Origin of the sequence: Pseudomonas sp. F9001 (genome assembly GCF_013385435.1) — a bacterium.
Lineage (GTDB): Bacteria > Pseudomonadota > Gammaproteobacteria > Pseudomonadales > Pseudomonadaceae > Aquipseudomonas.
In genome coordinates, this window is sequence record NZ_JACAPX010000058.1 from 1 (window position 1) to 13,435 (window position 13,435).

Consider the following 13,435-nt stretch of genomic DNA (forward strand, 5'->3'; position numbering starts at 1 on the left):
GCTGTAAGAGCGGAACCAATATCAGCCCCAACCCAAATAACGGATATACACCCCACCTCAGCAACAAAGCCTACGCCGTCTTCCCGGTATGGTTATTCAGCGAAATAACCTTGGTCTTCCCAATCCGGTGACGATAAATCTCACGCAGGTACTTGATCGCCTTCTTCACACAATCCCGCGACAGACGAATATCGTTGATCGACACAAACTTGTCCTTGTCGTTGATCAACTCACGATACTTCTTCTCGTACATCGGCTTGATCGCATACCAGTTGGTATCCAGGATCTTCGCCGGGTTCTCGAACTCGTTGAGCAGCTCATCAATCCGGTCTTCATCAAAATCCTCATGGATGATGAAATCCAGGATCGAATTATCCAAGGTGTCATCAAACCGATACGGATTACGCGCAAAACAGCGCTTGATAAATGCCACGATCAACGTCAAAAAATCATCCGACAGGCACGGGCTTTTAGCGATCAAGGTCGTGAGCGACAAGTTGGCCGACGCCCCGATCACCAGCGCATACCGTTTGAGCGTCGTATTGGGAAACAGGCTGTTGAGGTGCGTCTTGAGCCGATTCAGGTCCATATAGGACAGCTTGTAATCCTTGGGCAACGACACAATCGACACCACCGACGAGCAGTTCTTGAAGAAGTGCAAGTCATGCAACGCCGCCGCGTCATAGCCGGAATTCTTGTACTGCTCCAGAGAGGCCTTGTACCGCTTGGACTCAATCGGCAACAGGCTGATGCCTTCGATCGCCTGGGTCACCTTGTTGAAGTGCGGCAGATCAATGGAACGGAAAAACAAGTCGTCGATGTTCAGCCGCTGCGGCTCTTTTTCGAACACCTTGAACTTGTCGCTCGAAGGCGCCGGCGTTTCCGGCACCACCGATTCGGCATAGGCAATCGCCACCGGGCCAGCCAGGCTCATGAACAGGTCGTTGGCATCCAGGCGGATGGTCTCGCCAATGTCGATCCCGGCGCGACGGAAGTAGTTCTGGTCGTAGTCGGTGGTAACCGCCTGGGCCGTCAGAATGTTGAAGATCTGCTGCGAGATGTACTGGTTGGCGTGCTTTTCCATGGCATTGACATCAATGTTCTGGATGTTGCCGTCATCGCTTTCCTCGGCGTAACGCATGATGTCGTTGGAGATCAGCATCATCGCGTTCCACGGTCGGATACGGCCTTTCACGCTGGCTTCGCTGCTGTCTTCATTGTCGAAGTTGTACGAGAAGTCCCATTCTTCCGACAGGTATTTGCACAACAGCCGCCCGGCGTTGATGTGCAGCGCCTCGGACATTTCGCTGCGGTGATCGGAGATGTTCGGCAGCACACAAATCCCGCTGGTGAAGATCGGCTCGAACACGAAGGCGTGACCGCTTTTGCTGTCGTGTTCGTCGGCAGGCTTGGTGTCGAACGTCTTGTTCATGTACGAGTGCTGCTGGGCCAGGCCGAACTCCGAGGCCATGCCTGAACCGGTACCGCCGCCGGCACTGAAGATCGAGAAGTACAGGCGCGACTGGTTGGCCTTGATGCCGCAGGAGTCGATCAGGTACGAGTGGATCATCTTCCAGTCGGGGCTGGAGAAGCGCTGGGTGTCTTTGTTGAGGATGATCTTGGCCAGGTACTGGCCGAGGATCGGCGCGTTACCGGCGCCGCCGGCATGGACTTCCGAGAGGTCCATGATTTTCATCTTGCTGTAGTCCCGCAGGAAACCGCTTTTCTCACCCTTGCGCGAGAAACGGATGCGCCCGGCAATGTCCTTGTCCAGGTCGCCCAGCATCACCAGCGGCTCGACCAGGAACACCGGTTTGGTGCCCTTGTTCGAACCCAGGCGCAGGTTGTTGCGAATCCACTGGGCGGGGCGGTAGCCCTTGTCGGTGGATTTGTCTTCGTTGCTGAATTCGTTGAGGTAGAACTTGCGGGCGTTGTACACCAGCTCTGCCACATCCAGGGCAATATTGGAGCCACAGCGGCCCAGGCCGATCAGGCACACCGAGGGGAATTCCTGCTCATTGCGCAGTTCACCGTCGACTTCCAGGTGCGGTGCGCGCGGGAACACCATGTCGCGCAGGCCGTCGAGGTTGTCGAGGATGCGGTCGGTGTTGGTTTCGGTGAAGTACAGGTACTGCTGGGTGGCCAGTGGGCGGGCGGTGCTCAATGACTTTGAACCTGAGGGTTTTTCCGCAGGGGCTGTCAGCAACACGTCGGATACCGCAGTGGCAGAGTTATTTTTAGAAGTCATTGTGCGCCATGTGCCTGGACGGATGGCTGAGTAAGTATCAAATAGCCATCACAGAATGAGAGATCGCGACTTTACAGTGCGTCCTGGTCCTGGGCGATAGGGTTTAACCCTAGGGTTTTAAGGGGAAAGCCTGGCCGGACTCTGATGAATCGGCCGTTCGTCGGGGTTCTTTAGTGAAATGATGGCGATTTGCCAAATAAACGGCGTCAGCGAATTGGCCGAACGATGGACGCCGGGCCCGCACGGCCCGAAGGCGGGTCTTTCGGCGCGGGGTCACCCCCCGTCAGGCCCAGCAGGCTGAACAGGTTGTTCTGGTCCAGGCTGTTGATCACCGCGCTGATATCACTCAACGGCACCGCAGCGCTGAGCAGGTAACCCTGAACAAAATCACAGCCGTGTTTTTGCACCACTTCAAATTGTTGCAGGGTTTCCACGCCCTCTGTCACCACCTGCAGGTGCAGGGTGTGGGCCATGCCGATAATGGCCTGGACGATCTCGATGTCGGCGTTCGACTTGGGGATATCCTGGATAAATGAACGGTCGATTTTCAAGGTGTTCAACGGCAGGCGCTTAAGGTAGGCGAGGGACGAGTAGCCGGTGCCGAAGTCGTCGATGGACAGCGACACGCCCAGGGCGCGGATTTGCCGCAGCAATGCCAGGGTGCTGCTGATATTGCCCATCAGCGCGTTCTCGGTCACTTCCAGTTCCAGGCGATTGGCGGCGATCCCGCCGAAGCGCAGGGCGTTTTCGATCTCATCGGCCAACTCGTCACGCGTCAGGTTGAGGGCCGAGCAGTTCACCGCCATGACCAATTCAGTGTGGCCTTGCTCCGACAGCAGGCTCAGGTCGTGACAGGCCTGGCGTAGCACCCAGTGATCCAGTTCGGCAATCAGCCCGTTGCTTTCGGCAATGCCGATGAACCGGTCCGGTGTCAGCAGGCCATGTTGGGGGTGTTGCCAGCGCACCAGGGCTTCGAGGCGCGTGACCCTGCCTTTTTTCAGGTCAAGTATCGGTTGGTAAAACAGCACCAACTCGTTCTTGCCCCGCAGTGCGGCGCGCAGTTCCTCTTCCAGCTGCAGTTCCAGGAAGGCCCGGGTTTTCAGGTTGGAGCTGAAGAAGTTCAGGCTATTACGCCCTGCATCCTTGGACTGATACAGCGCCAGGTCAGCGGTCTTCAGCAGCTCTTCGCTGGTTTTGCCGTCTTCGGGAAACAGGCTGATGCCGATGCTGGTGGTCATCACCATGCGCCGGCCGGCCAGTTCGATGGGGTCTTTCATTTTCTGCATGATGCGCTGGGCCATGTGCCGCGCTTCATCGCGATGATGGATGCTGATCAGGATGCAGAATTCGTCACCGCCAAACCGCGCGACCACGTCGTCATGGCTGCGCACCGAGCTTTTGATATGGCCGGCCAGCACCGTCAGCAGTTCGTCGCCGGCGTCATGGCCGAGGCTGTCGTTGATGCGCTTGAAGTGGTCGATATCCAGGAAGATCACCGCCAGCATGCCGTCGGTGGCGGTTTTTTCCGCGAGTTTCTCGGCGAAGATCTGGTTGAAACCACGGCGGTTGAGCAGGGTGGTCAGGGCATCGTAATGCGCCACCTGTTGCAGCGAGGCGCGGGCCTGGTCCAGTTCGGTGAGCAGGGCGTTGACCCGGCGCAGGTCGGTTTCCTTGTGTTGCAGCTTCTTGTCCGCGAGGGCAGCACTGATGCTGCTGCCAATCACCAGCAGGGCGATGACCGCCACCAGCAGCCCCAGTTGGACCGGGTTGTTGTCCACCGGCAGTGCCGACTGTACGAGGTCTTCGGGTACCAGCAGCTGCATGGCCGCCATGCCGGTGAAGTGCATGCTGATAATGCCCGCGCCGAGCACCAGGCTGGCCGCGTACTTGAGCAATTGATGGAACATGCCGGTGCCGTTGCGCAGGTACAGCGACAGCAGCAAAGCCGCCAGGCTGGCGCCGATCGCGATCAACACAGAGGCGAGGAACAAGCCCGTCTCGAAATACACGCCCGCCTCGGAGCGCATGGCCGACATGCCCACGTAGTGCATCAGCGCAATACCCAGCCCCATCCACACCGACGCCAGCACATATTGGTGGGCGCGCAGCCTTGGATGACTGAGGGTTTGCATGGCGAACAGCGCCGCGATCAGGGCGATCAGCAGCGAGGCGAACGTCATGATCAATTCGTAGTGAATCGCGATAGGCGCCTGGAAGGCCAGCATGCTGATGAAGTGGGTCGACCAGATGCCGCCTGCCAGGCAGCCCGCGCCTACCCAGCGCCAGTGCCGTTGAGCCTTGGGGTTGTCGACATGGCCGACCCGCTCGGCCATGTCCAGGGTGCCGAAGCCCGCTGCACACGCCACTACATACGCCAGTAGCACCAGAAAGGGGTTATGACTGCAATTGAGTAATAAGTGCCCACTGTCCGGAAGGTCGGTAAAAAAATGCAAACCAAGCCATTCCATAGCATGTCCCGTCACAGAGTTTTAGTCTGACTGCGTCTTTCAGTATAGAGAGCGTGAGCGAGTTACAAGGATTGATGGCAGATTGCTTCTAATTATTTGGCGATGATTTTATAAACAACTAGAACCAAATGATTAGGGATGACCGCCCGGGTCGCCCGATGGAGTGACATCAGACTTACGAATCATTACAGACAATCCCCACGAGGCTGACTAGATTGCAGGTTCCGGGCTCAGGATGCGTCTGGCATCGCGGCTCACATAACAATAAAAGAGACGGACCCATGCAGAACTCGACCCAAGCGGCGAATGCCTGGCGCATTCTGTTCCTGCTGTTCCTGGCCAACCTGTTCAACTTTTTCGACCGCACCATTCCCGCGATCATCATCGAGCCGATCCGCATGGAGTGGCACCTCAGCGACTTCCAGCTCGGGATCATCGGTACCGCGTTCACCATTGTTTATGCAATTGCCGGCTTGCCGCTGGGGCGCCTGGCCGATACCGGCTCGCGCAGCAAACTCATGGGCTGGGGCCTGGCGGCGTGGAGTGGCCTGACAGCGGTCAATGGTCTGGTGGGCAGTTTCTGGACCTTTTTGCTGGTGCGCATGGGCATCGGCATCGGCGAGGCCAGTTATGCGCCGGCGGCAAACTCGCTGATCGGTGACCTGTTTCCCGCCCACCGCCGTGCCCGGGCCATGGGGATCTTCATGCTGGGCCTGCCCTTGGGCCTGTTGCTGGCCTTCTTCACCATTGGTGCGATGGTCAAGGCGTTCGACAGCTGGCGTGCGCCATTCTTTATTGCCGCGGTGCCGGGGCTGATCCTTGCGGTGTTCATGTTCTACATCAAGGAACCCAAGCGCGGCGCGGCGGAAGCCGTGCAAGTCTCCCAGGAGAAAGTCGACCGGCCGATTCGCCGGGTGCTGGCGGTGCCGACATTCCTCTGGCTGGTGCTGGCCGGGTTGTGCTTCAACTTCGCCACCTATGCCTGCAACTCGTTCCTGGTGCCGATGCTGCAGCGCTATTTCCTGCTGCCGTTGCAGGATGCGGCAGCCGCCACCGGTGTCATCGTCGGTATTACCGGCCTGGTGGGCCTGACCCTGGGCGGCTGGATTGCCGACAAGATCCATCAACGCATCGCTAACGGCCGGCTGCTGTTCGCGGCGTGCAGCTTGATCATCTCGACCGTCACCACTGCTTGGGCGTTGCACGCCGGGCGGATCGAGATCGGTGTGTTTGTGGCGTTGTTCAGCGTGGGCTGGTTGTTTGCCTACAACTTCTATACCTGTGTTTATACGGCGATCCAGGACGTGGTCGAGCCGCGCCTGCGGGCCACGGCGATGGCGTTGTTCTTCGCCGGCTTGTATTTGCTGGGGGGTGGCATGGGGCCGATTGTGGTGGGCGGGTTGTCGGATCATTTTGCCCATTCGGCGATGTATGCCGACGGTGCCCAGCAGATGACCGAGGCTTACAAGGCGGTGGGACTGCATGACGCCATGTACCTGATCCCGGTGGCGCTGTTTTTGACCATGCTGTTTCTGTTCCAGGCGTCCCGCAGTTTTGTGCGCGATGCCCAGCGGATGAAGGATGGGTTGGGGGTGGTGGAGGTGCCGGCCAGGGCGGTTACTGCCTGAGACCGAGGTGACGCCTTCGCGAGCAAGCCCGCTCCCACATTTGACCGCATTCTCAAGATGGAACTCGGTCAAATGTGGGAGCGGGCTTGCTCGCGAAGAGGTCATCAATAACAACGATGTCTACAGTGAATAAAAAAGGCCCGCATTGCGCGGGCCTTTTTGTTTGTCAGGGTAGGGCGGCGAAGTTAGCCCGCGACCAACACCCGAATCGCTTCCAGTCGCAGCGCCGCCTTGTCGAGCATGGCCAGGCCTTGCTCGCGCTGTTGGCGCAGGGCAACCAGTTCGCTGTCGCGCACGGTCGGGTTGACCGCTTGCAACGCGGTCAGGCGCGCCAGTTCTTCGTCGGTATCCGCCGCCAGGCGACGTTGAGCCTCGGCCACACGCTCGGCGTGACGCGGGGCGATCTTCTCCTCACCGGCGTTAATCCGCGGCGTCAGCTGGTCGCGCTGGGCCTGCACGAACTTGTTGGCGCTGGCCCGCGGCACGCTTTCCAACTGGTCATTCAAGGTCAGGAACGACACGCGGCCCGACAGGTCATTGCCATTGGCATCCAGCAGGCAACGCAGTGCCGCCGGTGGCAGGTAACGGCCCAACTGCAGCGAACGCGGAGCAACCACTTCGCTGACGTAGAGCAGTTCCAGCAACACGGTGCCCGGCTTGAGCGCCTTGTTCTTGATCAGCGCCACGGCGGTGTTGCCCATGGAGCCGGACAGCACCAGGTCCATGCCGCCCTGCACCATCGGGTGTTCCCAGGTGATGAACTGCATGTCTTCGCGGGACAGCGCCTGGTTGCGGTCGTAGGTGATGGTCACACCTTCGTCGTCGCCCAGGGGGAAGCTGGCGTCGAGCATTTTTTCGCTGGGTTTGAGGATCAGCGCGTTTTCCGAATGGTCTTCGCTGTCGATGCCGAAGGCGTCGAACAGGGTTTCCATGTAGATCGGCAGGGTGAACTGGTCGTCTTGCTCAAGGATCGCTTCCACCAGCGCATCACCTTCGCCAGCGCCGCCGGAGTTGAGCTCCAGCAAACGGTCGCGGCCGGTGTGCAGTTCGGCTTCGAGGCGCTCGCGCTCGGCACGGGCTTCGTCGATCAGCCCTTGCCACTCGCCGTCGTCGGCGTTTTCCAGCAGCGGCAGCAGGCGCGGGCCGAACTGGTGCTGCAAGGCGTTGCCGGTCGGGCAGGTGTTGAGGAACGCGTTCAGCGCCTCGTGGTACCACTGGAACAGGCGCTCTTGCGGGCTGGTTTCCAGGTACGGCACGTGCAGTTCGATCACATGTTTCTGGCCGATCCGGTCCAGACGGCCGATCCGCTGTTCCAGCAAGTCCGGGTGGGACGGCAGGTCGAACAGCACCAGGTGGTGGGAGAACTGGAAGTTGCGGCCTTCACTGCCGATTTCCGAGCAGATCAGCACCTGGGCGCCGAACTCTTCATCCGCAAAGTAGGCGGCAGCGCGGTCACGCTCGAGGATGTTCATGCCCTCGTGGAACACCGTGGCCGGGATGCCGGAGCGCACGCGCAGGGCGTCTTCCAGGTCCATGGCGGTTTCGGCGTGGGCGCAGATCACCAGGACTTTGGTGCGCTTGAGCATCTTCAGCTGGTCGATCAGCCACTCGACGCGCGGGTCGAAACGCCACCAGCGTTGTTCTTCATCGACGTCCGGCTGCGACTGGAAGCTGACTTCCGGGTACAGCTCGGCGTGCTCGCCCAGGGGCAGCTCGAGGTATTCGTCCGGGCACGGCAGCGGGTAGGCGTGCAGCTTGCGCTCCGGGAAACCTTGCACCGCGGCGCGGGTGTTGCGGAACAGCACACGGCCGGTGCCGTGGCGGTCCAGCAGTTCGCGGACCAGGCGGGCACTGGCTTCGGCGTCGCCATCGTTGACGGCGGTCAGCAGCGCTTCGCCTTCGTCGCCGAGGAAACCCTGGATGGTCTTGTGGGCGGCGGGCGAGAGACGGCCCTTGTCCAGCAGTTCCTGGACGGCTTCGGCCACCGGGCGATAGTTTTCGCTCTCGGCGCGAAAGGCGTGCAGGTCGTGGAAACGGTTCGGGTCCAGCAGGCGCAGGCGCGCGAAGTGGCTGTCCTGGCCCAGTTGCTCAGGGGTTGCAGTGAGCAGCAGCACGCCCGGAATCACTTCGGCCAGTTGTTCCACCAGCGAGTACTCGGGGCTGGCTTTTTCTTCGTGCCAGACCAGGTGGTGCGCTTCGTCGACCACCAGCAGGTCCCAGCCGGCCGCGAACAGCGCGTCCTGGGCCTTCTCGTCGTCCACCAGCCATTCCAGGGCCACCAGCGCGAGCTGGGTGTCTTCGAACGGGTTGGTGGCATCGCTTTCGATAAAGCGCTCTTCGTCGAACAGTGCGACCTGCAGGTTGAAGCGGCGGCGCATTTCCACCAGCCACTGGTGCTGGAGGTTTTCCGGCACCAGGATCAACACGCGGTTGGCGCGACCCGACAGCAACTGGCGATGGATCACCAGGCCGGCTTCGATGGTCTTGCCCAGGCCCACTTCGTCCGCCAGCAGAACCCGCGGCGCGATACGGTCGGCAACTTCACGGGCGATGTGCAGTTGGTGCGCGATCGGTTGCGCACGTACGCCGCCCAGGCCCCAGAGCGAGGACTGCAACTGGCGGCTGGTGTGTTCCAGGGTGTGGTAGCGCAGGGAGAACCAGGGCAGCGGGTCGATCTGGCCGGCGAACAGACGGTCGCTGGCCAGGCGGAACTGGATGAAGTTCGAGAGCTGGGTTTCCGGCAGGGTGACCTGCTCGTTCTGCCCATTGAGGCCGTGGTAGACCAGCAGGCCGTCGACGTCGTCGACTTCTTGCACGGTCATTTTCCAGCCTTCGAAATGGGTGATGGTGTCACCCGGCGAAAACCTCACGCGAGTGAGGGGCGCATTCCGTAGCGCATACTGGCGAGTGTCGCCAGTGGCCGGATAGAGCACGGTTAACAAGCGGCCGTCCTGTGCCAGAACGGTGCCTAACCCCAGCTCTGCTTCGCTGTCACTAATCCAGCGTTGCCCCGGTTGATACTGCTGCGCCATGCTGCCTGACTCCCGCCGTGAAAAAGCCGACTATTCTAACGGAACACGGCTTCCAGACCAAAAGGAATAGGTGCAGCTTCGAGCTTTAAGCTACAAGCGGCAAGAAAAAGGGCGGTATCTTCGTCGGATAGATGACGATTGGTTCACAAGTTGGCGGCTTGACGCTCAAGTCGTCACCCACGCAGCCGACAGTCTGCTGAACAGGAGACTAATAATATGCTGCCACCCATGCTGCCCTTGAGTGTTGTGCCGGTCACGTCGCAGCTTGACCCGGTGCGCCAGAAGCCGGATATCCCGCCCGTGGCGCCGGTTCAGCCAGGCTCCAACGAAAGTACCATCGACCTGCAAAAGCGCGATCCCGAGGAAGCGGCTTTGCTGCTGCGCGAGGAGCAACGTCGCCAGCAGGAACAGCAAAAGCGTCGCCGCGAAGCCGATGAAGACTCGCAGGAGCACCTGGCTGTTCCCGGTGACGAACTCAACGCCGACAACACCGTGCCGGTGGTGCCGTTGATTGAAGACGCACCACGGCAAGGCTTGTGGGTGGACGTCGAGGTTTAATCCCGCAGTTCGCGCAGGGCGGCGATCAGTTGCTCGATGTCTTGCGCCGTATTGAGGTAGCTCACGGAGATTCGCGCCACGCTGTCCAGCTCGCGGGCCTGCATGTCCAGTGGAGTGTAGGGCACGCCATTGGCACCGATATTGATCCGCTTGAGGCCCAGGCGGCGCTTGAGCTCGAAGGCGTCCCAGCCGGCCAGGTTGAACGCGATCAGGCCGGACTGGTTTGCGCTGGTTCCCAGGTCATGCAAGGTAATCCCGTCGATTCGGCGCAATTGTTCACGGATTGTGTCGCTTAACAGCCGGACCGTCTCGCGGACCCGCTCGACCCCCAATCGATTGACCTCCAGCAACGCATTGCCCAGGCCTGCCAGCAAGGCGAACGACACTTCGCTGGTTTCAAAGCGCCGGGCGTCGTTGCGCAAGTCAAATCCCGCAGGGCTCCAGGGCGCCGAAAACACATCGCGTTGGGCAGGGTTCAAGCGCTCGAGAAAATCCGGCCGCACATAGAGCAGGGCGGTCCCGCGTGGGCCGCGCAGATGCTTGCGCCCGGCGCCCTTGAGCACATCGCAGTGCAGCGCTTGCACATCCACCGGCACCTGGCCGATGGCTTGCCCGGCGTCGATGAAATAGGCAATGCCATGACGCCTGGCCAACGCGCCGATGGCCTCGGCCGGGTTGATCAAGCCGCTGTTGGCGGGGAGCCAGGTCAGGTCGATCAGCCGCACCCGGGCGTCGAGCATGGCTTCCAGCCCGGCGACGGAGACCGCGCCGGTTTCATCGCAGGGGATCACTTCTACTTGCGCACCCGATTGCACGGCCGTTTGCATGCTCGCCAGGTTGCCGCCCCATTCGTGGCGGCCCACCAGAATGCGGTCGCCTGGCTGCCACGGGCCGAGCGCCTGGAACGCCATGCTCCAGGCGGTCGAGCCACTGCTGGCGAAGGCAATCGATGACACGGGCGCATTGAGCAGTTGCGCGGCGGCGCGACGGGCTTTTTCTGTCAGCAGTGCACCGTGTTCGCCGGCCTCCATCGGGCCGTCGCGGGCTTCGCGCTGCAACTGGTCAATGATTGCATCAAGCGTCCCTTGGCTGGGCAGGGAGGCCCCGGCGTGGTTGAAGTGAACGATGCCGGACTGGCAGCCCGGCGTTTCGTCCCGCAGCTCCCGGACCTCGGTCAGGGACAGCGCAGTCACGGCTGCAACTCGAAAATCGCGTCGATCTCCACGGCTACGCCGCCCGGCAAGCTGGCGACGCCCACGGCCGTACGGGCATGCCGGCCTTTGTCGCCGAGGGCGTTGACCAGCAAGTTCGAAGCGCCATTGGCGACTGCACCCTGGCGCTGGAAATCACCGCTGCTGGCGATAAATACGCCCAACCGAATGATGCGCACCAGTCGCGACAGGTCATCGCCCAGGGCATCGCTTAATTGTGCCAGCAGGCCCAGCGCCGCGAGCTCGGCGGCCTTGGCGCCTTCGTCTTCGCTGATGGATTCGCCGAGTCTTCCGATGTAAGTGGGTTTGCCGTCCAGCAGCGGGATTTGGCCGGAGATGAACAGCTGGTTCTGGCTGATCACGTAATTCACGTAGTTGGCAATCGGCTGGCTGGGTGTCGGCAGGCTCAGGCCGAGGGCTTGTACGCGTTGCGAGATGGAGTGGCTCATGGTGAATCCTCTTGGAAAGAGTCTTCAGCATGGGCGGGGCGATTTTCGCCGACAAACGGATAGATTTAACTCGACGTATCGAAATAACTCATGCGTCGGCACAGATTTCCCGCAGCCATTCACTGAAACAAGCGGCCGCCGTGCTGGTTTCGCCATGCGGGGCAATCAGCCAGTAACCGATCTCGCTTTGATAGGGCGGCCAGTCGAAGGCCTCCACCAATGTGCCCTCCTTGAGCCTGCGTTCGATCAGGCGGTGGCGGCCCATCGCGATGCCCTGGCCGGCGACGGCGGCTTCGACCACGATGTTGTAGTCGTGCAGCAGCGCCTTGGGGTAGTGCTCCACATCCACCTGATAATGCCGGGACCAGTCGGTCCACTCGAAAGGGCGGTGCGAGGTGGCCATCAGCAGCGGGCCATTGGCCAGTTGGCTGGCCTTGAACGCCGGGCTGCAGACGGGTGACAGTGTTTCGCTCATCAGGCGCGTGGCCTGTACGTCGGTCCAGTCGCCCTTGCCGTAGCGAATCGCCAAGTCGACCTCGGCGGCGGCGACATCTGCCAGCTGAATCGCCGGCACCAACTCCACCTGGATGTGTGGGTAGCGGCTGAGAAACCCCGCCAGGCGCGGTGCCAGCCACAAGGTGGCGAACGAGGCGAGCAGGCCGACGCGCAGTACGCTGGTGGCGGGCGGTGTTTGCTGCTGGCGGGTGGCGGCGGCGATGGTGTCGAGGGCGGGGCGGATCTGGTCGTAGTAGTGTTGGCCGTCTTCGGTCAGATCGATGGCGCGGGTGCGTCGGATAAACAGCGGTTTGCCCAGGTGCTGTTCGAGTTTCTGCACTTGATGGCTGAGGGCGCTTTGGGTCACTGACAGCTCGGCGGCGGCCTTGATAAAACTCAAATGCCGGGCCACGGCCTCAAAGGCGCGCAGGGCCAGGAGTGGGGGAAGGTCCTTGTGCAGTGCCACGTCGAACGCTCTGTGTGAGGGTTGGGATGGGGGGATTTTGCGGGCAAATGCGCGCGATGACATCGATTTTGTTTACGCGGGATTGGCGCAGGACGCATTATTGGGGCATCCAAGCCATTACGTAAGCCAAGCCATGAGTGACGATGACAAGCTGATTGACCTGAATGCCGAACGGGCCAAACGTGTTCATGATCTGAATGACAAGCGACTGAATGAAGTGCGCCAGGCGTTTGAACAGGCGATGCCGTTGGGGAAGCCCAAGAAAAAGCCGAAAAGCAAACCGAAAAAGCGTTGATATAGCCTGCATCGTTTGATGCAGGTCAGTTATTTCCCTTCTTTACGCTCCGTCGCGGGCGACATTGATCCTCGTCAATTTCTTCTTTCGTCTTCTTGGTTAACTTAGCCCTATCGCAACAGGGCAAGTGCAGGAGGCCGGTCATGTTTTTCGATAATGTGGTGTTTGCCGGAGTGCTGACGGTTGGCCTCATGGTGATGTTCTTTGTAGGGTTTGGAATTTTTATCTGGAAAGACGCTAATAAGCGTAAGAGGCCTTAGGTCTTTTCGGATACATGAGCACGCAAGGCATTTTGGGCGACTTCGGTCGCCTTTTTTTTGTTTTGGATTTTTTGTTTTGTGTACATATCCGTTGCTGCGGTAACGGCTACTTATGGTTTCGCTCTTACAGCGAGTCACTTTTTTACAAGCGCCTAAAAAAGTAACCAAAAAACGCTTTGCCCCACCACTCGGTGCCTCGCCTAGGCTCGGCATGCCCGCACTCCGGCCCGGTTCCGCGGGCCGCCGCGACGGGCCATCCATGGCCCGGCGCGGCTAAATCGGCATCCTTGCCGATTTACCCGCTCCACCGTGCCTACTTGCGGCC

Annotated in this window: 10 protein-coding genes; 4 read left to right on the plus strand and 6 right to left on the minus strand. The window is 60.4% G+C overall.

Annotated elements, in window-relative coordinates:
• Nucleotides 1-70: 70 nt before the first annotated feature.
• A complete protein-coding gene (locus HX818_RS30505) occupies nucleotides 71-2,248 on the minus strand; it encodes a hypothetical protein (protein WP_023659116.1) in 2,178 nt (725 codons plus the stop codon).
• Between the two features lie 206 nt (nucleotides 2,249-2,454).
• A complete protein-coding gene (locus HX818_RS30510) occupies nucleotides 2,455-4,716 on the minus strand; it encodes a bifunctional diguanylate cyclase/phosphodiesterase (protein WP_023659115.1) in 2,262 nt (753 codons plus the stop codon).
• Between the two features lie 281 nt (nucleotides 4,717-4,997).
• Between HX818_RS30510 and HX818_RS30515 the strand changes: the two genes are divergently transcribed.
• Nucleotides 4,998-6,344 carry an MFS transporter gene (locus tag HX818_RS30515; protein WP_177021329.1) on the plus strand — a complete coding sequence of 449 codons (1,347 nt, stop codon included), beginning with the start codon at nucleotides 4,998-5,000 and terminating at the stop codon, nucleotides 6,342-6,344.
• Nucleotides 6,345-6,529: 185 nt separating this feature from the next.
• Here the strand turns inward: HX818_RS30515 and rapA are convergent, their stop codons facing one another.
• Nucleotides 6,530-9,376 (minus strand): RNA polymerase-associated protein RapA, encoded by a 2,847-nt coding sequence (rapA, locus tag HX818_RS30520; RefSeq protein WP_003210909.1) that lies wholly within the window; start codon nucleotides 9,374-9,376, stop codon nucleotides 6,530-6,532.
• Between the two features lie 216 nt (nucleotides 9,377-9,592).
• Here rapA and HX818_RS30525 point away from each other — a divergent pair, with 216 nt between their 5' ends.
• Entirely contained in the window at nucleotides 9,593-9,934 is a 342-nt protein-coding gene (locus tag HX818_RS30525) for a hypothetical protein (protein ID WP_008430424.1), read from the plus strand.
• On the opposite strand, the gene HX818_RS30530 is transcribed toward HX818_RS30525, so the two are convergent.
• The 3 genes from HX818_RS30530 to HX818_RS30540 all read right to left on the minus strand — a co-directional run bounded on the left by HX818_RS30530 (nucleotide 9,931) and on the right by HX818_RS30540 (nucleotide 12,555).
• Nucleotides 9,931-11,127, minus strand: coding sequence for an aminotransferase class V-fold PLP-dependent enzyme (locus HX818_RS30530; protein WP_371132488.1), 1,197 nt, complete (start codon nucleotides 11,125-11,127; stop codon nucleotides 9,931-9,933). The genes HX818_RS30525 and HX818_RS30530 overlap by 4 nt on opposite strands.
• A complete protein-coding gene (locus tag HX818_RS30535; RefSeq protein WP_003210913.1) occupies nucleotides 11,124-11,594 on the minus strand; it encodes a RidA family protein in 471 nt (156 codons plus the stop codon). The genes HX818_RS30530 and HX818_RS30535 overlap by 4 nt, the downstream gene beginning before the upstream one ends.
• Nucleotides 11,595-11,682: 88 nt before the next feature.
• Nucleotides 11,683-12,555: a LysR substrate-binding domain-containing protein gene (locus HX818_RS30540; RefSeq protein ID WP_102368259.1), complete on the minus strand. Its 873-nt coding sequence runs from the start codon at nucleotides 12,553-12,555 to the stop codon at nucleotides 11,683-11,685.
• A 37-nt stretch (nucleotides 12,556-12,592) separates the two neighbouring features.
• Between HX818_RS30540 and HX818_RS30545 the strand changes: the two genes are divergently transcribed.
• Both HX818_RS30545 and ccoM read left to right on the plus strand, forming a co-directional pair.
• A complete protein-coding gene (locus tag HX818_RS30545) occupies nucleotides 12,593-12,850 on the plus strand; it encodes a hypothetical protein (protein WP_146014684.1) in 258 nt (85 codons plus the stop codon).
• 143 nt (nucleotides 12,851-12,993) lie between these two features.
• Nucleotides 12,994-13,110 carry a cytochrome c oxidase subunit CcoM gene (gene ccoM / locus HX818_RS31390; RefSeq protein ID WP_003210916.1) on the plus strand — a complete coding sequence of 39 codons (117 nt, stop codon included), beginning with the start codon at nucleotides 12,994-12,996 and terminating at the stop codon, nucleotides 13,108-13,110.
• Nucleotides 13,111-13,435 lie beyond the last annotated feature (325 nt).

Bases quoted from the DNA above. Each gene is read 5' to 3' on its own strand.
- HX818_RS30505 (WP_023659116.1), bottom strand. From the start codon at position 2,248: ATGACTTCTAAAAATAACTCTGCCACTGCGGTATCCGACGTGTTGCTG.
- HX818_RS30510 (WP_023659115.1), bottom strand. From the start codon at position 4,716: ATGGAATGGCTTGGTTTGCATTTTTTTACCGACCTTCCGGACAGTGGG.
- HX818_RS30515 (WP_177021329.1), top strand. From the start codon at position 4,998: ATGCAGAACTCGACCCAAGCGGCGAATGCCTGGCGCATTCTGTTCCTG.
- rapA (WP_003210909.1), bottom strand. From the start codon at position 9,376: ATGGCGCAGCAGTATCAACCGGGGCAACGCTGGATTAGTGACAGCGAA.
- HX818_RS30525 (WP_008430424.1), top strand. From the start codon at position 9,593: ATGCTGCCACCCATGCTGCCCTTGAGTGTTGTGCCGGTCACGTCGCAG.
- HX818_RS30535 (WP_003210913.1), bottom strand. From the start codon at position 11,594: ATGAGCCACTCCATCTCGCAACGCGTACAAGCCCTCGGCCTGAGCCTG.
- ccoM (WP_003210916.1), top strand. From the start codon at position 12,994: ATGTTTTTCGATAATGTGGTGTTTGCCGGAGTGCTGACGGTTGGCCTC.